Origin of the sequence: Kineococcus rhizosphaerae, assembly GCF_003002055.1 — a bacterium.
Lineage (GTDB): Bacteria > Actinomycetota > Actinomycetes > Actinomycetales > Kineococcaceae > Kineococcus > Kineococcus rhizosphaerae.
In genome coordinates, this window is the sequence record NZ_PVZF01000008.1 from 228,819 (window position 1) to 247,444 (window position 18,626).

The 18,626-nt window shown below is 74.8% G+C and carries 21 protein-coding genes; 16 read left to right on the forward strand and 5 right to left on the reverse strand.

The window, feature by feature from the left end; genetic code table 11:
- Positions 1–9: 9 nt before the first annotated feature.
- The 10 genes from CLV37_RS16750 to CLV37_RS16790 all read left to right on the forward strand — a co-directional run bounded on the left by CLV37_RS16750 (position 10) and on the right by CLV37_RS16790 (position 10,700).
- Positions 10–948, forward strand: a complete 939-nt coding sequence (locus CLV37_RS16750) for an ABC transporter permease (RefSeq protein ID WP_106212434.1) — start codon at positions 10–12, stop codon at positions 946–948.
- Positions 948–2,717, forward strand: a complete 1,770-nt coding sequence (locus tag CLV37_RS16755; RefSeq protein ID WP_106212436.1) for a dipeptide/oligopeptide/nickel ABC transporter permease/ATP-binding protein — start codon at positions 948–950, stop codon at positions 2,715–2,717. The genes CLV37_RS16750 and CLV37_RS16755 overlap by 1 nt, the downstream gene beginning before the upstream one ends.
- On the forward strand, positions 2,714–2,836 hold the full coding sequence (locus tag CLV37_RS28885; RefSeq protein WP_281260547.1) for a hypothetical protein: 123 nt from the start codon (positions 2,714–2,716) through the stop codon (positions 2,834–2,836). The genes CLV37_RS16755 and CLV37_RS28885 overlap by 4 nt, the downstream gene beginning before the upstream one ends.
- A complete protein-coding gene (locus CLV37_RS16760) occupies positions 2,833–3,711 on the forward strand; it encodes an ATP-binding cassette domain-containing protein (protein WP_106212438.1) in 879 nt (292 codons plus the stop codon). Before CLV37_RS28885 ends, CLV37_RS16760 begins: the two co-directional genes overlap by 4 nt.
- Positions 3,712–3,786: 75 nt before the next feature.
- A complete protein-coding gene (locus CLV37_RS16765; protein WP_106212440.1) occupies positions 3,787–5,379 on the forward strand; it encodes a carboxylesterase/lipase family protein in 1,593 nt (530 codons plus the stop codon).
- 14 nt (positions 5,380–5,393) lie between these two features.
- Positions 5,394–6,284 carry a phosphogluconate dehydrogenase C-terminal domain-containing protein gene (locus tag CLV37_RS16770; protein WP_211298719.1) on the forward strand — a complete coding sequence of 297 codons (891 nt, stop codon included), beginning with the start codon at positions 5,394–5,396 and terminating at the stop codon, positions 6,282–6,284.
- On the forward strand, positions 6,281–7,090 hold the full coding sequence (locus tag CLV37_RS16775) for an SDR family NAD(P)-dependent oxidoreductase (protein ID WP_106212442.1): 810 nt from the start codon (positions 6,281–6,283) through the stop codon (positions 7,088–7,090). The genes CLV37_RS16770 and CLV37_RS16775 overlap by 4 nt, the downstream gene beginning before the upstream one ends.
- 2 nt (positions 7,091–7,092) lie before the next feature.
- Complete coding sequence (locus CLV37_RS16780) at positions 7,093–8,976, forward strand: D-apionate lactonase family protein (protein WP_146149450.1); 1,884 nt, start codon at positions 7,093–7,095, stop codon at positions 8,974–8,976.
- A gap of 4 nt (positions 8,977–8,980) precedes the next feature.
- The gene (locus CLV37_RS16785; protein ID WP_211298720.1) at positions 8,981–9,808 is read left to right on the forward strand and encodes a FadR/GntR family transcriptional regulator; all 828 of its coding nucleotides are present in this window, start codon (positions 8,981–8,983) and stop codon (positions 9,806–9,808) included.
- Positions 9,809–9,899: 91 nt separating this feature from the next.
- On the forward strand, positions 9,900–10,700 hold the full coding sequence (locus tag CLV37_RS16790) for a sugar phosphate isomerase/epimerase family protein (RefSeq protein ID WP_106212446.1): 801 nt from the start codon (positions 9,900–9,902) through the stop codon (positions 10,698–10,700).
- Between the two features lie 155 nt (positions 10,701–10,855).
- Here the strand turns inward: CLV37_RS16790 and CLV37_RS16795 are convergent, their stop codons facing one another.
- Positions 10,856–11,179: a hypothetical protein gene (locus CLV37_RS16795; RefSeq protein WP_106212448.1), complete on the reverse strand. Its 324-nt coding sequence runs from the start codon at positions 11,177–11,179 to the stop codon at positions 10,856–10,858.
- Between the two features lie 240 nt (positions 11,180–11,419).
- Between CLV37_RS16795 and CLV37_RS16800 the strand changes: the two genes are divergently transcribed.
- Complete coding sequence (locus tag CLV37_RS16800) at positions 11,420–11,716, forward strand: hypothetical protein (protein ID WP_106212450.1); 297 nt, start codon at positions 11,420–11,422, stop codon at positions 11,714–11,716.
- Here the strand turns inward: CLV37_RS16800 and CLV37_RS16805 are convergent.
- A complete protein-coding gene (locus tag CLV37_RS16805; RefSeq protein WP_106212452.1) occupies positions 11,706–12,095 on the reverse strand; it encodes a RidA family protein in 390 nt (129 codons plus the stop codon). The two genes, CLV37_RS16800 and CLV37_RS16805, sit on opposite strands and share 11 nt — an antisense overlap.
- A 48-nt stretch (positions 12,096–12,143) precedes the next feature.
- Here CLV37_RS16805 and CLV37_RS16810 point away from each other — a divergent pair, with 48 nt between their 5' ends.
- Entirely contained in the window at positions 12,144–12,674 is a 531-nt protein-coding gene (locus CLV37_RS16810; protein ID WP_106212454.1) for a cysteine hydrolase family protein, read from the forward strand.
- On the opposite strand, the gene CLV37_RS16815 is transcribed toward CLV37_RS16810, so the two are convergent.
- On the reverse strand, positions 12,663–13,316 hold the full coding sequence (locus CLV37_RS16815; protein ID WP_106212456.1) for a FadR/GntR family transcriptional regulator: 654 nt from the start codon (positions 13,314–13,316) through the stop codon (positions 12,663–12,665). The two genes, CLV37_RS16810 and CLV37_RS16815, sit on opposite strands and share 12 nt — an antisense overlap.
- A complete protein-coding gene (locus CLV37_RS16820; RefSeq protein ID WP_106212458.1) occupies positions 13,313–14,020 on the reverse strand; it encodes an SDR family oxidoreductase in 708 nt (235 codons plus the stop codon). The genes CLV37_RS16815 and CLV37_RS16820 overlap by 4 nt, the downstream gene beginning before the upstream one ends.
- Positions 14,021–14,077: 57 nt before the next feature.
- On the opposite strand from CLV37_RS16820, the gene CLV37_RS16825 reads away from it, so the two are divergent.
- From CLV37_RS16825 to CLV37_RS27700, 4 genes are all read left to right on the forward strand, one after another.
- A complete protein-coding gene (locus CLV37_RS16825; RefSeq protein ID WP_106212460.1) occupies positions 14,078–14,830 on the forward strand; it encodes an SDR family NAD(P)-dependent oxidoreductase in 753 nt (250 codons plus the stop codon).
- A gap of 118 nt (positions 14,831–14,948) precedes the next feature.
- Positions 14,949–15,479, forward strand: a complete 531-nt coding sequence (locus CLV37_RS16830; protein ID WP_106212462.1) for a hypothetical protein — start codon at positions 14,949–14,951, stop codon at positions 15,477–15,479.
- A 91-nt stretch (positions 15,480–15,570) separates the two neighbouring features.
- Positions 15,571–16,746 carry an MFS transporter gene (locus CLV37_RS16835; protein ID WP_106212464.1) on the forward strand — a complete coding sequence of 392 codons (1,176 nt, stop codon included), beginning with the start codon at positions 15,571–15,573 and terminating at the stop codon, positions 16,744–16,746.
- Positions 16,747–16,811: 65 nt separating this feature from the next.
- On the forward strand, positions 16,812–17,744 hold the full coding sequence (locus tag CLV37_RS27700) for a matrixin family metalloprotease (protein ID WP_106212466.1): 933 nt from the start codon (positions 16,812–16,814) through the stop codon (positions 17,742–17,744).
- Here the strand turns inward: CLV37_RS27700 and CLV37_RS16845 are convergent.
- Positions 17,681–18,598 carry an alpha/beta fold hydrolase gene (locus CLV37_RS16845; protein WP_211298721.1) on the reverse strand — a complete coding sequence of 306 codons (918 nt, stop codon included), beginning with the start codon at positions 18,596–18,598 and terminating at the stop codon, positions 17,681–17,683. The genes CLV37_RS27700 and CLV37_RS16845 overlap by 64 nt on opposite strands.
- Between the last annotated feature and the right edge of the window lie 28 nt (positions 18,599–18,626).

Here is an 18,626-nt window from a genome sequence, read left to right on the forward strand (position 1 = left end):
AGGGTCGTCGTGCTCGGATTCCTGGTGCGGCGCCTGGTCGCCGCCCTGGTCCTCGTGCTGGTGCTGGCCAGCGTGACGTTCGTCCTGCTGCAGTTCACCGGCACGAACCCGGCCCGCGCCATCGTGGGGCAGTCGGCGACGGCGGCGCAGGAAGCGCAGAAGGCCGCCGAGCTCGGGCTCGACGAGCCCCTGCCCGTGCGGTACGCGAGCTTCCTCGGCCACCTCGTCCGCGGTGACCTCGGGACCTCGTGGTTCACGGGTCAGCCGGTCAGCTCCACCCTCGCCAACGCGCTGCCGGTGACCCTGTCGATCGTCGTCCTCGGCCTGGTGCTGTCCGCCGTGGTCTCCACCCTGATCGGGGTGGCGGCCGCGGTGCGCGGGGGCTGGCTGGACCGGGTCGTCCAGGTGCTGGCGGTCCTGGGCTTCGCGCTGCCGAGCTTCCTCGTCGCGCTGCTGCTGGCCCTGTTCGTCGCCGTGAAGTGGCACCTGCTGCCGGCGACGGGGTACGTGCGGTTCGCCGACGACCCGTCGGGGTGGTGGAAGTCCATCCTCCTGCCGGCGGTCTCCCTGGCCGTCGGCGCGATCGCCGCCACGGCCCAGCAGGTCCGCGGCTCCATGGTCGACGTCCTGCGCCGCGACTACGTGCGGACCCTGCGGGCCCGGGGGATCAGCACCCGCAGCCTGCTCTTCCGGCACGCGCTGCGCAACGCGGCGCCCCCCGCGCTGACCGTCCTGGCCCTGCAGTTCATCGGCCTCATCGGCGGGGCCGTCGTGGTCGAGAAGGTGTTCGGCCTGTCGGGCATCGGGACGGCGGCGTTGTCGACGGCCTCGCAGGGCGACCAGCCCGTCGTCCTCGGGATCGTCGTCGTCACGGTCGTCCTCATCGCCCTGGTGAACCTGCTGATGGACGTGGCGCACGGCTGGCTCAACCCGAAGGTGCGTGTCTGATGAGTTCCATCCCCACCCCCGCCGCGACCCCGGTCGTGGCCCCGGCCGCCCGGAAGGGACTGGCCCACCGCGTGGTCCGCAACCCGGTCGCGCTGGCCTGCCTCCTGGTCCTGGCCCTCATCGTCCTCGCCGCGGTGTTCGCCCCGCTGCTCACCTCCGCCGACCCGCGCAGGACGGCCGTCGCCGACGCCCTGGCCCCCGCGGGCGCCGGGCACCCCCTCGGGGCCGACGGCGTCGGCCGCGACGTGTGGGCCCGGTTGCTGTACGGGGCGCGCACGAGCCTGACGGGCACCCTCGTCGCGACCGGTGTGGCGTTGCTCATCGGGGTCCCCGCCGGTCTGGTCGCGGGCTACTTCCGCGGCTGGTTCGACGCCGTGACGTCGTGGCTGGCGAACCTGCTCATGGCGGTCCCCGCGATCATCCTGCTGCTCGTCGTGCTCTCGGTCGTCGGGCAGTCGACGTACCTCGCGATGGCCGTCTTCGGCGTCCTGCTCTCACCCGGGGTGTTCCGCCTGATCCGGGCCTCGGTGACCGCGGTGCGCGAGGAGCTCTACGTCGACGCCGCGCGGGTCTCGGGGTTGTCCGACGCGCGCATCGTCCGCCGGCACATCCTGCCCGTCGTCGCCGCGCCGTCGATCATCCAGGCCGCGCAGATGTTCGGCATCGGCGTCGTCATCCAGTCCGGCCTGGAGTTCCTCGGCCTCGGGTCGGCGGGCGACCCCAGCTGGGGTTCCATGCTGTCCGACGCCTTCCAGAACATCTACCTCAAGCCCGTGCTGCTGCTGTGGCCCGGGCTGACCCTGGGCCTCATGGTCGTCGCGTGCGCCCTGCTGGGCAACAGCGTCCGCGACGCCCTGGAGGGTGGCGCCTCCAGGGCCCGGCGTCGCCGGGTCGCCGGGGGCACGGCCGTCGTGGAGGCCGCGGGCCGGCCCCGCGCGCCGCACGACGAGGACGCGCTGCTCGTCGTCGACGACCTGCGCGTCTCCTACCCCCGGCCCGACGGTTCACTCAGCACCGTCGTCGACGGCGTCTCGCTGACGGTCCGCCGCGGTGAGGTCCTCGGGCTGGTGGGGGAGTCCGGGTCGGGCAAGTCGCAGACGGCGTTCTCGGTGCTCGGGCTGCTGCCGCCGGAGGCGGTGATCTCCGCCGGCTCCCTCACCTTCGCCGGCGAGGACCTGACCGGTCTGTCGGGCAAGACCCTCAACGACCTGCGCGGCGCGAAGATCGGCTACATCCCGCAGGAGCCCATGAGCAACCTCGACCCGTCGTTCACCATCGGGTGGCAGCTGGTGGAACCCCTGCGCCGGCACCTGGGGCTGTCCAGGGCCGCGGCGAAGGAGAAGGCCCTCGGGCTGCTGGCCCGCGTCGGCATCGCCGACCCCGCCCGCGTCTTCGCCTCCTACCCGCACGAGGTCTCCGGGGGGATGGCCCAGCGCGTCCTCATCGCCGGGGCGGTCTCCTGCGAACCGGACCTGCTCATCGCCGACGAACCCACCACCGCCCTGGACGTCACCGTCCAGGCCGAGGTCCTCGACCTCATCCGGTCGTTGCAGGCCGAGCGGAACATGGGGGTCCTGCTCGTCACCCACAACTTCGGGGTCGTGGCCGACCTGTGCGACAGCGTGGTCGTCATGCAGACGGGCAGGATCGTCGAGCACGCGTCGGCCGTCGCGGTGTTCGCGGACCCGCAGCACGAGTACACCCGGATGCTGCTGGACTCCACCCTGGAGGACACCGCCCCCCGTCCCGAGCTGAAGGTGATCTCGTGAGCGACGAGCGGCGCGACGGCGCCTGGACCGAGGCGGCACGCCGACGCAGTCGCTGCGTGGTGGCGGGGGAGGGCGGCGTCACGAGCGCCGCGACGGAGCGAACCGAGGTGGCAGCGTGAGCCTGCTGGAGATCGAGGACGTCATCGTCGAGTACCCCGCGAAGGGGTTCGGCAAGAAGCCGTTCCGGGCCCTGCACGGGGTCTCCCTGGACATCGCCGCCGGCGAGACCGTCGGGCTGGTGGGGGAGTCCGGCTCGGGCAAGACCACCCTCGGACGCGCCGTCCTGGGGCTGGCCCCCGTGACGGCTGGGGTGGTCCGGTTCGACGGCCGGGTGATCTCGAACATCGGCAAGGCCGAGCGGCGCAAGCTGTCCGACGACGTCCAGGTCGTGTTCCAGGACCCGTACACGTCGCTGAACCCGGCGCTGACCGTGGAGGACATCCTCACCGAGCCGCTGCTGGTGGCCGGGGTGTCCCGGGCGGCGGCGAGCAAGCGGGTGCGGGACCTGCTGGACGAGGTGCGGTTGCCCGCGGACGCGGGGGGCCGGTTGCCGCGGGAGTTCTCCGGCGGGCAGCGCCAGCGGGTGGCGATCGCGCGGGCGCTGTCGCGCGACCCGCGGTTGATCGTGTGCGACGAGCCGGTCAGCGCGCTGGACCTGTCGAACCAGGCGCGGGTGCTGGACCTGTTCATCGAGATCCAGGAGCGGACGGGGGTGGCGTACCTGTTCGTGACGCACGACCTGTCGGTGGTGCGGCACATCTCGCACCGGGTGGCGGTGATGACGTCGGGGCGGATCGTGGAGACCGGTCCCGCGGGGTTCGTCACGTCCACCCCCGAGCACCCGTACACCCAGCGGCTGCTGCTGGCGGCGCCGGTGCCCGACCCGGCGCGGCAGGCCCAGCGCCGCGCCGACCGGCACCGGCTGCTCGCCGCCCAGGCCGAGCAGGACGAACAGGGCGGCGGCAGCTTCGCCGCCTCGAGCGCGCAGGGCTGACGCGACGCGACCGTGGTCGTCAGCGGTCCGCGCACCGACCGAGCGGAACCACCGGTTCCGGGAAACGAGTGAGACGTGTTCGACGAGAGCCTGGCCCGCACCGTGCACGGTCCCGTCCGCGGACGGGTCCGCGAGGACGGCGTCCACGTGTTCAAGGGGATCCGCTACGGCGCGGACACCCGTGGGCACCGGTTCGAGCCGCCCCGTCCGCCCGCCGGCTGGACGGACGTGGCGAACGCCTGGGAGTTCGGCCCCACCTGCCCGCAGGACGATCCCGACGTCCGGTTCGACCGCGCGCAGTTCCCGTTCCTGCAGATGATCGGGCTCACGGACAACCTGCCCGAGAGCGAGGACTGCCTGTTCCTCAACGTCTGGACGCCCGCGACGCGCGACGGCGGCCAGCGCCCCGTGATGGTGTGGGTGCACAGCGGCGGGTACGCGACCAACTCCGGGTCGTCGCCGTCCATCGACGGGGCGAAGCTCGCGGCCGAGGGCGACGTCGTCGTCGTGACCTTCAACCACCGGCTCAACGTCTTCGGGTACCTGCACCTCGGCGACCACCTGGGTGACGACCCGGACCACCCGTGCGCCAGGTCGGGGAACGCCGGGATGCTCGACGTCGTCCAGGTGCTGCAGTGGGTGCGGGACAACGCCGCCGAGTTCGGCGGGGACCCGGGGAACGTCACGGTGTTCGGTCAGTCCGGCGGGGCGATGAAGATCTCGACGCTGCTGGGGATGCCGGCCGCCCGGGGGTTGTTCCACCGGGCGATCCTGTCCAGCGGGGCCACCCCGCGGGTGCAGACGACGGCCCAGGCCGCCGTCGCCGCGAAGGAGCTGTTCGCCGCGGCCGGGACCTCCGACGTCGAGGGGCTGCGGGAACTGTCGACGCAGGACCTGCTGCGGGCCGGCCGGTCCGTCAGCGCCCGCCGGGGCCTGACGGCGTTCGGGGCGGTCGCCGACGGCGTCGTGGTGCCCGACGACCCGTTCGAACCCCGGCCCAGCGCCGTGAGCTTCGACGTCCCCGTCCTGGTCGGTGACCTCGACACCGAGGTCGCGCTGTTCACGAGCGTCGGCTCCCCGGACCTGCCGTCCCTGACCGAGCAGGGCCTGGCGCAGCGGTTGGCCCCGCTGGGGGAGGCCGCGGCGGGGGTCGTCGACGCCGTGCGCGTCTCGCACCCGGGCGCCTCGCCGTACGAGGTGTTCCTGCGCATCGCCTCGGGACTGGTCTTCACCGCGAACGCCGAACGGCTCGCCGACCGGGCGGCCTCGCGCGCCGCCGACGGTGGGGCACCGGCCTGGCGGTACCGGATCACGTGGCGGACACCGGTGGGCGACTTCCTGTCGCCGCACGAGGTGGACGTCGCGCTGGTCTTCGGCAACGTCGACGCCGCCGCGGGGCTGAACGGCGGGGGAGCGGACGCCCACCGGCTCTCGGAACTGCTGCGTGCGACCTGGGTCGCGTTCGCGCGCACCGGGTCCCCGCAGAACCCGCTGCTGCCCGAGTGGCCGGCGTACGCGTCGGCGGAGCGCCCCGTGCTGGCGTTCGGCCCGGAACCGCGCGTCGTCCCCGACCTCGACGGCCCCGAGCTGCGAGCCTTGCGGCCGCTGGTCGACCACCCGCCGGTCGACTCCGACTGGCTCAACGTCCTGCTGTTCTCGAACCGCTGAAGGGAAACCGGATCGTGACCACCACCGAAGACCCCACCGAGACCCCCACCGAGACCCCGTCCGTCGTCGTCGCCGTCGTCGGGGCCGGCGGCAAGATGGGCATGCGCGTCTCGCGCAACCTGCAGAAGTCCGCCCACACCGTCCGCTACGCCGAGACCTCCCCCGCCGGCACCGAACGCATGGCCGCCGAGGGCCGCACCGCGGTGTCCACCGCCGAAGCCGTCGACGGCGCCGACGTCGTCGTCCTCGCCGTGCCCGACACCGTCCTGGGCGTCGTCTCGCAGTCCGTCGTACCGGCCATGAAACCCGGCTCGATCCTGCTCACCCTCGACCCCGCCGCCGCCTACGCCGGCCTGCTCGCCCAGCGCGCCGACGTCGCCCAGGCCGTCGCCCACCCCTGCCACCCCTCGGTGTTCCTCGAACGCACCCGCCCGGAGGAGTACGCCGACAACTTCGGCGGCGAGGCGGCCCGGCAGAACGTCGTCGCGGCGTTCGAGCACGACGACCAGCAGAAGCGGGCCGTGGCCGAGGACGTCATCCGGACCATGTACGGGCCCGTCGACACCGTCCACTGGGTCAGCGTCAAGCAGCTCGCCGTCCTCGAACCCACCCTGGTCGAGACCGTGGCCTGCATGATCGGCCAGCTCCTGAAGGACGCGCTGCACGAGACCGTCCACACCGTGGGGGTGCCGGAGGAGGCCGCGAAGGCGATGCTGTTCGGGCACGTGCAGATCGCGTTGACGAACACGCTGCGCGGGTCGAACCCGTTCTCCGAGGCGTGCCTGATCGCGATGGACTACGGCCGTGAGTCCATCGTCAAGGACGACTGGAAGAAGATCTTCCGCGACGACGAACTCGACTCCGTCATCACCAGGATGCTCAAGCTGGAGAAGATCGAACGATGAGCAGCGCCACCACGGACGGCACGACCACCGGACGCCTGCGGGGCAAGCACGCCCTGGTGACCGGAGCCGCCTCCGGCATCGGCCGCGCGGTGGCGACCCGCTTCGCCGCCGAGGGCGCGCACGTCGTCTTCGCCGACCGCGACCTGCCGGGCGCCGACCGCGCGGTCGCCGAACTCCCCGCGGGGCTCGCCGGTACCGCGACCGCGGTGCAGGTGGACGTCACCGACGAGGACAGCGTCGCCGCCGCGTACGCCCGGGTCCTCGCCGGGACCGGACCGCTGGACGTGGTGGTGGCCAACGCCGGGGTGCAGCTGTTCGGGCACGACGCGCCGGTCGCCGACCTGGACCTGGACGTGTGGCGGCGCACGATCGACGTGAACCTGACCGGCACGTTCCTGACCGTCAAGCACGCCGTGCGGGCGATGCGCGGACGCACCGACGGACGGCGCGGCGGGTCGATCATCTGCACCGGCAGCCCCACGGGCCTGAACGGCGAGGGACGCGACTTCACCGCCTACTCCTCCTCCAAGGCCGGCGTCCACGGCCTGGTGCGCACGGTCGCCGCCGCCTACGCCGCCGACGGCGTCCGGGTCAACACCGTCGTGCCCGGCTACACCGAGACCCCGCTGGTCACCGCCATCTCCGGCGACGCCGCCTCCCGGGCCGCCATCGTGAGCCGCACGCCCCTGGGCCGGGCGGGGACCCCGGCCGACGTGGAGGGGATCATGGTCTACCTGGGCGGCGACGAGGCCACCTTCGCCACCGGCGCGATCTTCCGCGTCGACGGGGGGATGACCTCCCTGTGAGCGTGTCGTCGCCCCAGCCCACCGGCGGCACGGACAGCACCGAGGACCTGGACGCGTGGCGGGACGACGAGCCGGCTCCGCAGCACCTCTCCACCGGTCCGTGGACGATGACGGTGCGGGGGGTTTCGGTCGACGACATCGGCTACGGCGGGGTGCCGGTCCTCAGCGCCCTGCGCGTCGTCGTGCGCGACCACGACTGGCGCACCGTGCCCGTCACCTCCTGCTCGGTGGACGTGCGGGAAGCCGGTGATCAGCGTCTGCACGTGGTGCTCAGCGCCACCCACGACGACCTGGGCGCCGGCGTGCAGTGGCGCTCCGAACTCACCGCCGAGGGCAACCGCCTACGCCTGGCCGTGGCCGGGGAGGTGACCCGCCCGTTCCGGCGCAACCGGATGGGGCTGGTGGTGCTGCACCCGGTCGACGTCGCCGGAACCGTTCTGCGGGTGCGCCACCCGGACGGTTCGGCCACCACCACGGCGTTCCCCCGCGACATCGCCCCCCACCAGCCGGCCGAGGACGTGGCCGGGCTCGACTGGACGTCGGAGACCACGGACGGCGTTCTCGACGTGTCGCTGGACCTGCACGGGGAGGTGTTCGAGATGGAGGACCAGCGCAACTGGACCGACGCCTCCTTCAAGACCTACAGCACCCCTCTGACCGAACCCTTCCCCGTCCCGGTCGTCGCCGGTGACGGTTTCGAGCACGTCGCCGAGGTCGTCGTCGCACCGGCCGGTCCGCCGCCGGCCGCCGCCGGTGAAACCACCGCGGGGGAGCCCCTCGCCGTCCTCCTCGACCCGCTGTCGACCGGCGCGCACCCCGCGCCGCGGCTGCAGCTGCAGGCGTCGACCGCGCCCGGAGGGGTTCCCCGGCTCGAGGCGCTGGAGTGGCGCGGGCCGCTGCTCGTGGAGCTCGACGCCACCGGCCGGGCCTGGCCGGGTGTGCTCGCGCGGGCGGGGCGGGAGGCCGACCTGCTGGGCGGGGCCGGTCTCGACGTGCGGATCACCGCACGCGACGGCGCCGACCTGGACCCGGTGCTGGTGGCCCTGCGGCGGTACCGGGTGGAGCGGGTGGCCGCCTACGACGGCGTCGGGCACGTCACCACCCCCGCGCTGTGGCGCCACCTGCGCGAGCGGGCCGTAGAGCTGTCGGTGGACCTGCCGCTGGCCGGGGGGACCCGGGCGCACTTCACCGAGCTGAACCGCCGCCGCCAGGACCTGCCCGCCGACCTGCCCGCGTGGACGTTCTCCAGCACCCCGCAGATGCACGACACGGGCCGGCGCCAGCTGCTGCAGGCCGTCGCCGTGCAGCGGCAGACCGCCGAGCAGGCCGTCCGCCTCGCCGGTGCCCGCCCGGTGCACGTCGGGCCGGTGACCCTGCGCGCCCGCTTCAACGCCGTCGCGACGTCCGGGCGCCACGACGAGGACGCCGACGTCGTGGCGGCCGGCACCGGCCCGCAGCACGTGTGGGCGGCCGACGACCCGCGCCAGGCCGGCCACGGGTTCGCGGCCTGGCTGATCGCCTCCTACCAGGCCTTCGCCGTCCCCGGCGTGGCCTCGGTGACCTTCGCCGAGACGTGGGGGCCCCGGGGCGTGGTCTCCGTCGCGGGGGAGCCCTTCCCCGCCGCGCAGTCGGTGGGCTGGCTGGCCGCGCTCGACGGCTGGGACCTGTTGCCCTGCCCCCTCGTCCCCGGGCTGGGCCTGGTCGCGGCCCGCCGCGCCGGCCGGCTCGTCGTGCTCGCCGCCGACCTGACGGGGCGGGGCCGGCGGGTCCGGGCCGGTGGTCTGGACCTGGTGGTCGGGCCGTGGGGCACCGCCCGCGGCGAGGGCAGCGCCTCGGGCGGTGCCCCCGTGGACCAGCCGGCGTCGACCCCGAGCGTGAGAGGCTGAGACCGTGCCCGCCTTCCGAGACGACGACCCCATCCGGGTGGAGCTGGAGCTCAAGGCGCTCCCGCGCGGGTCGGCCGTCGCCGACGTGGCCCGGCAGATGACCTCACTGATCGCTCAGGGCACCTTCCCCGCCGGTTCCCGGCTGCCTCCCGAGCGCCAGCTGGCCGAGTCCCTGGGCGTGGGGCGCTCGGCGGTGCGCGAAGCGCTGGCGGCGCTGGAGATCCTCGGGCTGGTCACCGTGCGCCCCGGTTCGGGGACCTACATCCGCGACAGCACCTCCGAGTTGCTGCCCACCACTCTCAGCTGGGGGCTGATGCTGTCGGGCGAGCACACCGCCCAGCTGTCGGAGGTCCGCAGCGCCCTGGAGGTGGGGTCGGCGGTCCTGGCCGCCCAGCGCATCGACGCCGACGGTGTGCAGGAGCTGCGCGCCCACCTGGAGGCCATGGAGTCGCACACCGGCGACCTGGGCGCCTTCATCGAGGCCGACGCGGCGTTCCACCTGCAGGTGGCTCGCGCCGCCGGCAACGGGGTGATGGGCGACCTGCTGCAGACGGTCCGCTCGCTGCTGCGGGTCTGGGTCGAGCGCGGCCTGCGCAGCCAGGACCAGGCCCTGACCGCCTGCCGGGAGCACCGGGCCGTCTACGAGGCCATCGCCGCCGGGGACGCCGCGGCGGCCGGGGCGGCGATGGACGCGCACATGCGCACCGCGGGCGACCGGGTCGAGCACGCCGAGACCCCGGCCGGAGCCGCCGTCGAGGCGGTCGCGGCCCCGGCGGCGCGGACCGTCTCGGCCCCGCGCAAGGGTGGGCGGGCGGCCAAGCTCGCGCGCTGACGCACCGGCGCGGGGAAGGTGACCGGCACCAGGTACCCTTGAACCGGTTGACCAGTGCGAGGCTCCGGGTCGTGGAGCCGGAGGAGGCGTCGTGGCCGTCGGAGTGTCCACCTACGCGTACCAGCACCGCTCGGCGGCGCAGGCGGTCCCGTTGCCGGGGATGCTGCACGAGATCGCCGACCTCGGCGGGCAGGTCTTCCAGATCTGCGACCACCCCGACCTGGAGACCCTCACCCCCCCGGGAGCGCAGGAGCTGCGGGCGGCCGCCGACGACCGCGGCCTGGTCCTGGAGACCGGCACCCGCGGCACCCGCCCGGACCACCTGCGCAAGCACCTGGCCCTGGCCCGGTCCCTGGGGGCGCGGACCGTGCGCTCCATGGCGTACGCGGTCGTCGACGGGGTCGACGACCGCCCCTCGCACGCCGAGATCGTCGAGCGCCTGCGCCTGGTGGTCCCCGAGTACGCCGCCGCGGGGGTGACGCTGGGCCTGGAGACGTACGAGCAGCTGACGACGACCGACCTGCTGGCGATCGTCGAGGCGGTGGACTCCCCGCACCTGGGGATCGTGCTGGACCCGGCCAACTGCGTGGCCAACCTCGAGCACCCGCGCGACGTCGTGCGCCGCCTGGCGCACCGCGTGGTCAACGTCCACGTCAAGGACTTCGTCTTCACTCGGCGCGAGGGCTGGGCCGGTTTCACCCTGGCGTCCTGCCCGCTGGGGGAGGGGCAGCTGGACTACCGCGACCTGCTGGCCGTCGTGCAGCCCGACCCCGAGCGCGTCCACCAGGTGCTCGAGCACTGGCTGGTGCCCCAGGAGGACCCGGCCTCCACCTGCGCCACCGAGGCCGACTGGACCGAGCGGTCGCTGCGCACCCTGATCGGCTACCAGTGACCCTCCGGTGAGCGCGGCGCCCGTCCGCCGGAGTGGTGCGTTCCGACCCGCTCGCGAGTCGCGGACGGGTCGGGACGCACCACTTCCGCGGTGCGGCACGTCACGGGCCGCGAGTCGACGACCTCGCGGACGACGTGGTGCCGCACCCGGTGCGCTCACCCGTCCAGGCCCCAGCCGACCGGGTCGGCCGTCCACGCCTCCAGGTCGGCCGCCGTGCGGAAGTGCCACCGCACCCAGCGCGCCTCCTCGTGAGCCCGCACCAGGACGTCGCCCGGCCGGAGCGCGGGCAGCGACTCCAGCGAGTCGTCGACCTCGAGCAGGTGCCCGAAGTGGCACACCAGCACGTCCTCCTCGCCTTCGTCGGTGCGGGGGTGGGCGAACAGGACCCCGTGGTCGTCGGACGGATCCGCCGGGTCCAGCGGGAACCGCCCGAGCACCGTGACGGGCTCGCCGGCGGCGGCCAGCGCGGTGGTCGTCACGGGTTCTGCCGGGTCGGGGACGAGACCCGGCTGTCGCTTCCACGGCCACTCCACCCGATCACGGTGGCAGGTCGAGGAACGGTGACGCAGCACCGGCTCGCGGTAGCGGCGCGCCGTCGTGGGCGGCCGACACCTGCTCGGCCCCACGACCGTCAGCGGTGTCCGGACGCACCGCACCCCCGGACGGGTGGTCCGCCGGGACGATCGAACGGGTGTTCGAATCCGTGGCATCCTCGGAGGGTGTCCGGTGGTCAGCTGCGCAGGGACGGGCAGCGCCCGCTGTACGAGATCGTCCGCGAGCAGCGGGCCCGCGCCGAGCGGCCCGCCGTCCGGCACTGCTGGGTCCGTCCCCCCGACGGCGGGGACCCGTGGCCGGGGATCGTCGTCGCCTGGGTCCGCGGGCCGCGCGGGTGGCGCGGGCGCGTCGTCTACGTGGTGCCGGGGTCGGTGCCGGGGGAGGACCCCGTCCTCGTGGAGACCTGGGTGGAGGCCGAGAACCTGCGGCCCGCGGGGGGTGCCGGGGGGTTCAGCGGCTGATGATCGCGTCGGCCTCGATCTCGACCAGCAGGCCGGGTTCGATGAGCCGGCTCACCTCGACCATCGTGCAGGCCGGGCGCACGTGCCCGAGGAACTCCCCGTGCACGCGCCCGACCTCCTCCCACCGGGAGATGTCGGTGACGAAGATCCGGGTGCGGACGACGTCCTCGAGGGTCGCGCCCGCCTCCAGCAGCGCGGCCCGGATCCGGACCAGGCAGGCGCGGGTCTGCGCGCCGACGTCGTCACCGCCCTCGGGTCCGTCGGCGGTCGCGGCCGTCGTCCCCGCCACGCTGACGTGGTCGCCCAGGCGGACGGCGCGCGAGTAGCCGACGACGGGTTCCCACGGGCCGCCGCTGGAGATCAGCTGTCGGTTGCTCACGGGGAGGACTCTGCCGCACCCCTGCCGCACCGAGGTAGCGTCCGGGACGTGACCCAGACGCCGTGGCTCGTCCTGATCGACCTGCAGCGCATCTTCGCCGATCCCGCCGGTCCGTGGGCCGCGCCCCGCTTCGAGGCCGCGGCCGCCGGGTGCGCCCGGCTCGTCGAGCGGTTCGCGCCGAACGTCGTCCTCACCCGGTTCGTCGCGCCCGCCGAACCGCGGGGGGCCTGGGTGCCGTACTACGAGCAGTTCCCCTTCGCGCTCGTGCCGGACGCCGACCCCCTGTACGACCTGGTCGACGGGTTCGCCGGGACGGACTTCCCCGTCGTGACCCGCCCGACGTTCGGCAAGTGGGGCCCCGAGCTCGCCGCGGTCACCGGCGACGCGCCCCTGGTCGTGGGCGGGGTCTCCACGGACTGCTGCGTCCTGTCCACGGTGCTGCCCGCCGCGGACGACGGGATCGCGGTCACGGTCGTCGCGGACGCGTGCGCGGGGGCCGGGGACGTCGAGCACGAGCGGGCGCTGGACGCCATGAGGCTCTACGCCCCGCTGGTCACGGTCGTCGCCTCACTCGGCTGACGTCCGCGTCACGATCTCGCGCATCACGTCCGCGGCCTGCACGGCGTCCCCGTCCGCCACGGCGCGGGCGAGGACCGCGTGCAGGTGCACGTCGTGGGCGACGGGTTCGACGCCGGCGCGTTCGGCCACGGCGAGCGCCACGACCGCGCCGAGGTTCACGAACATCGCGTTCCCACCGGCGCGCAGCAGCAGGTCGTGCAGTTCGGCGTCGGTGCGCAGGAACCGCGCGGGATCGCCGGAACCGTCGTCGAAACCCTCCGCGAGGGTCCGCAGGCGTTCCCGGGTCGCCGGGTCGGCGCGCGCCGCCGCCGCCTGCGCCGCAGCCGGTTCGAGCACCTGGCGCAGTTCCCGCAGTTCGGTCAGCTGGGTCTCGCGCTGCGGCCCGGCGAGCCGCCAGCGGACCACCTGCGGGTCGAGCAGGTTCCAGTCCGCGGCCGGCCGCACGACGAGCCCCACGCGCGGCGACGCCGACAGCAACCCCAGGGCGGCCAGGACCCGGGTCGCCTCGCGCACGATGCTGCGCGAGGCCAGCGTGCGCTCGACGAGCACCTCGACCGAGGTCCGCGAACCCGCGGGGAACTCCCCGTCGACGATCGCGGCGCCGATCTCGTCGAGGACGCGGGTGAACGCGGGGCTCCTCACCGCTGGGAGACCGGGGACACCACGAGTTCGTCGATGCGCACGTGCGCGGGGGAGTCCAGCACGAACTGCACGGTCCGGGCGATGTCCTCGGGGGTGAGCATGCGCGCGCGGGCCGCGGCGTCGGGGACGTTCGGGCGCTGGTCGAGGAAGTCGGTGGCGACGTCGCCCGGGCACAGGTGGGTGGCCCGGACGCCGTGCGCGGCCTCGCCGGAGTTCAGGGTCCGCACGACCGAGGACAGGGCGCTCTTGCTGGCGGAGTACGCGACCCCGGCACCGGGGTGGAACGCCCAGCCCGCGTAGGAGGAGACGACGACCGCGACCCCCGAACTCGCGCGCAGGTCGGGCAGGGCCGCGTCGATCACGGTGACGACGGCGTTCAGGTTCACGGCGACGACGTCGTGGAACGTCTCGACGTCCTGGTCGTCCCACTGCCGGCGCGGGGTGTTGCGGCCCGCGGCGAGCACGAGGGCGTCGAGGCGGCCGAACTCGTCGACGATCCGGGCCCGGGCGGCGCGGACCGCGTCACCGTCGCGCACGTCGAGCGGGATCTGCAGGATGGGCCCCTCGACGCCCGAAGCGCTGTCCCGCAACGCCTCCGCGCGGCGGCCGGACAGGACGACGGTCCAGCCGGCCGCGGCCGCCGAGCGGGCGACGGCCCGGCCCATGCCGGACCCGGCGCCGGTGATCCACAGGACTCGTTGCACGTCGGTCTCCTCGGTCGTAGGTTTGCCCGTGAATAGTATGTCTATTGAGGGGGAACCGTGCACCTGGACCTGACCGACCGCGTCGTCGTCGTCACCGGAGCCGGACGGGGGATCGGCCGCACGCTGGCCCGCCGGTTCGTCGACGAGGGCTGCCGGGTCGTCGGCTACGACCGCGCCTTCGAGACCCCCGGCGAACCCGGCGTCCTGGAGATCACCTGCGACGTCACCGACCCCAGGTCCGTCCAGGACGCCGTCGCCCGCACCGTCGCGGAGTACGGCGCGATCGACGTCCTCGTCAACAACGCCGGCATCAACGTCGACGGCCGCGTCGCCGACCTGGAGTGGGCCAGGTTCAGGCAGTGCCTCGACGTGAACGTCGGCGGCGTGTTCCTCGTCAGCCAGGCCGTCGCCGAGGTCATGAGACCCCGCCGCCGCGGCCGCATCCTCAACGCCGCCTCGTTCGCGGCGATCGTCCCCAGCGTCGGCAGCGCCGCCTACGCCGCGTCCAAGGCCGCCGTCGTCCAGTTCACCCGCGTCCTGGCCTCCGAGCTCGGCCCGTACGAGATCACCGTCAACGCCTACGCCCCCGGCATGGTCCCCACCGCCATGAACGGTTTCGCCGAGCTGCCCGCCGCCCAGGCCGACGAGCTGCTCGACACCCTCTCGCTGCGCCGCTGGGAGAGCGCCGACGACGTCGCGGACCTCCTGGTGTTCCTGGCCAGCGACGCGGCGGGCTACATCACCGGCACCCTCCTCGACGTCTCCGGCGGCAAGCTCGCCACCCAGATCCCCAGCCGCGCCCACCGCTGAGGGTGGAGACGTCTCCACCCCCGACCCACCCGTGATCGACCCGTCGGCCGAGGACCGCGGCCGGTGCCGGGGGCAGTCTTCGGGGGTCGCCAGGAAAACCCCTCCGGAAGGCCCCGAGATGTCCCTCACCACCTCGCTCCTCATCGCCGTCACGATGGTCCTGACCACCCTGCTCGCCGACCGCGGCGTCCGCGCCGTCGGCTGGGGCCGGCTCCTGCGCCCCCTGCTCATCGGCACCCCGATCGCGCTGTGGTTCGCCTCCCACGTCGTCACCCACGGCGTCGGGCTGGCCGTCGAGGTCGCCGGGGCGCTCGCCGGTCTGGTGCTGGGCCTGGGGGCGGTCGCCCTGGCCCGCGTCGGCCGCGACGAGCGGACCGGGCAGGTCGTCACCCGCGCCGGCGCCGGGTACTTCACCGTCTGGATCGGCGCCTGCGTCCTGCGCTTCGCCTTCTCCTACGGCGCCCAGCACTGGTTCGGTCAGGACCTGGGCACGTGGCTGTACCGGCACGGCGTCGCGCTGCCCGACATCGCCGCCGTCATCGGCAACGCCATCGTCTTCTCCGTCGTCGGGATGCTGCTGGCCCGCTCCGCCGGGATCGCGCTCAAGGCCCGCTCGGCCCGCGGGCAGGAGTTCGCCCTCGCCCGCTGATCCCACCCCCACTCCTGGGGAGTTCTCAACCCCTCCCGGGCCCGGGAGGGGTTGAGAACTCCCCAGGAGTCGTGTCTGGGATCGTTGCCGGGTGCCCGCCGACCCCGCCCCCCGCTTCCTCGGCTGGCGGTCCCTCGCCGCGGTCTACGCCCCCGCAGCCCTCTTCAGCACCAGCCAGGGCGCCGTCCTGCCCGTCCTGCCGCTCACGGCCCGCGACCTCGGCGCCTCCGTGGCGGCCTCCGCCTTCCTCGTCGCCCTCCTCGGGATCGGGCAGGTCGCCGGGGCCCTGCCCGCGGGCGCGATGGTGGCCCGCGTCGGCGAGCGCCGCGCGATGCTGTTCTCCGCGCTCGTCTCCGGGGCCGCCCTCACCGGGGCCGTCCTGGCCCCGGACGAGACCGTCCTGGCCGCCTGCGTCCTGGCCCTCGGCCTGGCCGCCGCGATCTGGAGCCTGGCGCGGCAGTCGTTCCTGACCGCCGCGGCCCCGCCCCACCTGCGTGCACGGGCGCTGTCGACCCTCGGCGGCGTCGGGCGGATCGGGACGTTCGTCGGGCCGTTCCTCGGCGCCGCCGGCAGCGCCGTCTGGGGCGTGCGCGGGTCCTACGTCGTCGCCGGCGTCGCCGTCGTGCTCGCGGCCGCCGTCGTCCTCACCCTGCCCGACCCCGAGGTCGCCGAGCACCACCCCGGACCCGCGCCCACCCTGCGCGAGGTGTTCCGCTCCCACGCCCACGTCCTCGCGACCCTCGGGGTCTCCGCGCTCGCCGTCCAGGCCGTGCGCCAGTCCCGGCAGACCGTGCTCCCGCTGTGGTGCGAGCACCTCGGGCTCGACGCCACCACCACCAGCCTCGTCGCCGGGGTCTCCGGCGCCGTCGACATGCTCCTGTTCTACCCGGCCGGTTCCGTCATGGACCGGGTCGGGCGCGCGGCCGTCGGCGTCCCCTCGATGCTCGTCCTGGCCGTCGGGCACGTGCTCCTGCCGTTCTCGCACACCGCCTGGACCGTCGCCCTCGTCGGGGTCGTCATGGGGTTCGGCAACGGCATGGGCGCCGGGCTCGTCATGACCCTCGGCGCCGACGTCGCCCCGCCGGGGGGCCGGGCCGTGTTCCTCGGCGCCTGGCGCCTGGTCACCGACACCGGGGCCGCGTCCGGGCCGCTGCTCGTGGGGGCGCTCGCGGGCGCGGGGAGCCTGGTCGTCGCCACCGGGGGCGTGGCGGTGCTGGCCGTCGCCGCGGCGGGCGGGCTGTTCCGCTTCGTCCCCCGGCGGGCCTGAGCCGTTCGGGGGAAGCGGTCCCGAAACCCTGCGGTGCGCCGCGGCGGGCGGCGACGGTGGAGGGCGTGCCGCCGCGCGACCAGCTCCCCGACGTCCCCCGCTCACCGACCGGCCGCGTCCCGCAGTGGGTCCTGGACGAGGCCACCGGCCGCCCCGTCGGCGACACCCGGTGGCGCGGGCAGCCCCTGTCCGTCCCCGCCCCCCGTCGTCGTGGTCATCGTCGCCGTCTCGTGGTGGGCGGTGCGCTGCTCGGGGCCGCCGTCCTGGTGGCCGTCGGCGCGGGCCTGCCCGGCGACCTGACCTCCACGGCGGGGGCCGGTCCCGGGACGGGCCGGGCGCTGCCCGTCGCACCCGACCAGGCCCCGGCCCCCCTCGGGACCCCCGAACCCGTCGCGGTGACCAGCGACCGGTGGGAACCCCTGGAGAGCGTCGGGGACCAGCCCGTGCGCTGGGACCCCTGCCGCCCGGTCCACTTCGTGGTCAACCCCGCCGGGATGCCCGCCGGGGGCCGGGCCGTGCTGGACGCCGCGATCGCCCGGGTCAGCCGGGCGAGCGGCCTGCGGTTCGTCGACGACGGGGAGACGGACGACACCGAGCGGACCTCCCCGGTCGAGGACGGCTGGTTCCGCTCCCGGTGGGCTCCCGTCCTCGTCCGCTGGGACCTGCCCGCCGAGCGCTCCGAGGAACCCGAGGGGGAGCGCCGGGTCCTCGGCGAGGCGGGCCCGCTGAGGATCAGCACCGGCGCAGGCCGCGTGGCCTACGTGTCCGGGCAGGTCGGGCTCACCGTCGACGCGGCGTCCCTGGACCCGGCCGACCCGCCCCAGGCCGCCCTGATGCGGGCCGTCTGGCTCCACGAGTTCGCCCACCTCGTGGGCCTCGGCCACGTCGAGGACCCCACCCAGCTCATGAACCCGAGCATCCAGGGGCTCACCGACTACGCCCCCGGCGACCTCACGGGCCTGGCCGCGCTCGGCACCGGTCCCTGCCTGCCGGACTGAACCGCGGACCGGACCACGGACCGCACCAGCGACGTCACCTCCGCGGGCGCCTGCTCGGCCACGAAGTGCCCCGCCGTCGTCAGCCGGTGGTCCAGGTCCGGCGCCCACGCCCGCCACCGCGCCGCCAGGTCCTGCCCCAGCCGCGCGCCCCAGTCCTGCTGCAGCACACCGACGGGCATCGACAGCGTCCGGCCCGCGTCGCGGTCGGCGACGTCGTGCGCGAGGTCCACCCCGGCCGAGGCGCGGAAGTCCGCCACGATCGACGGCACGCGCGCCGCCGACGCCTCCAGGTAGTGCTCGCGGACGTCGGCGAACACCGCCGGGTCCGTCGCCCACGCGTCGAGGAAGTGCCCGAAGAACTCCCGCGGCGCGGCGCCGATCAGCGCCTCCGGGAGGCCGGGCGGCTGGGCCATGAGGTACAGGTGGAACGCGACGGCCGCCGAGACCCCGTGCAGCACGGCCCAGCTGTCCACGGTCGGGACGACGTCCAGGCACACGAGGCCGGCGATCCGGTCGGGGTGGTCCAGCCCCGCCCGGAAGGCGACCAGCGCACCGCGGTCGTGGCCGACGAGCGTGAACCGCCCGAAGCCGAGGGCGTCCACCACGGCCACGACGTCGCGGGCCATCGACCGCGCCGAGTACGTGTCCTCGTCCAGGGCGGGCGGGGCGTCGCTGTCGCCGTAGCCGCGCAGGTCCGCGGCCACGACCGCGTGGTCGGCCGCGAGGTCGGCGACCACGTGCCGCCACATCCGCCGGGTCTGCGGGAAGCCGTGCAGCAGCACCACCGGCTCACCCGCCCCTGCGACGTCCACCGCGATCCGCACCCCGTCGGCCCCTGTGATCAGTTCGTCCACTCCTCGGTCCACGTCGGCGAGCCTGCCC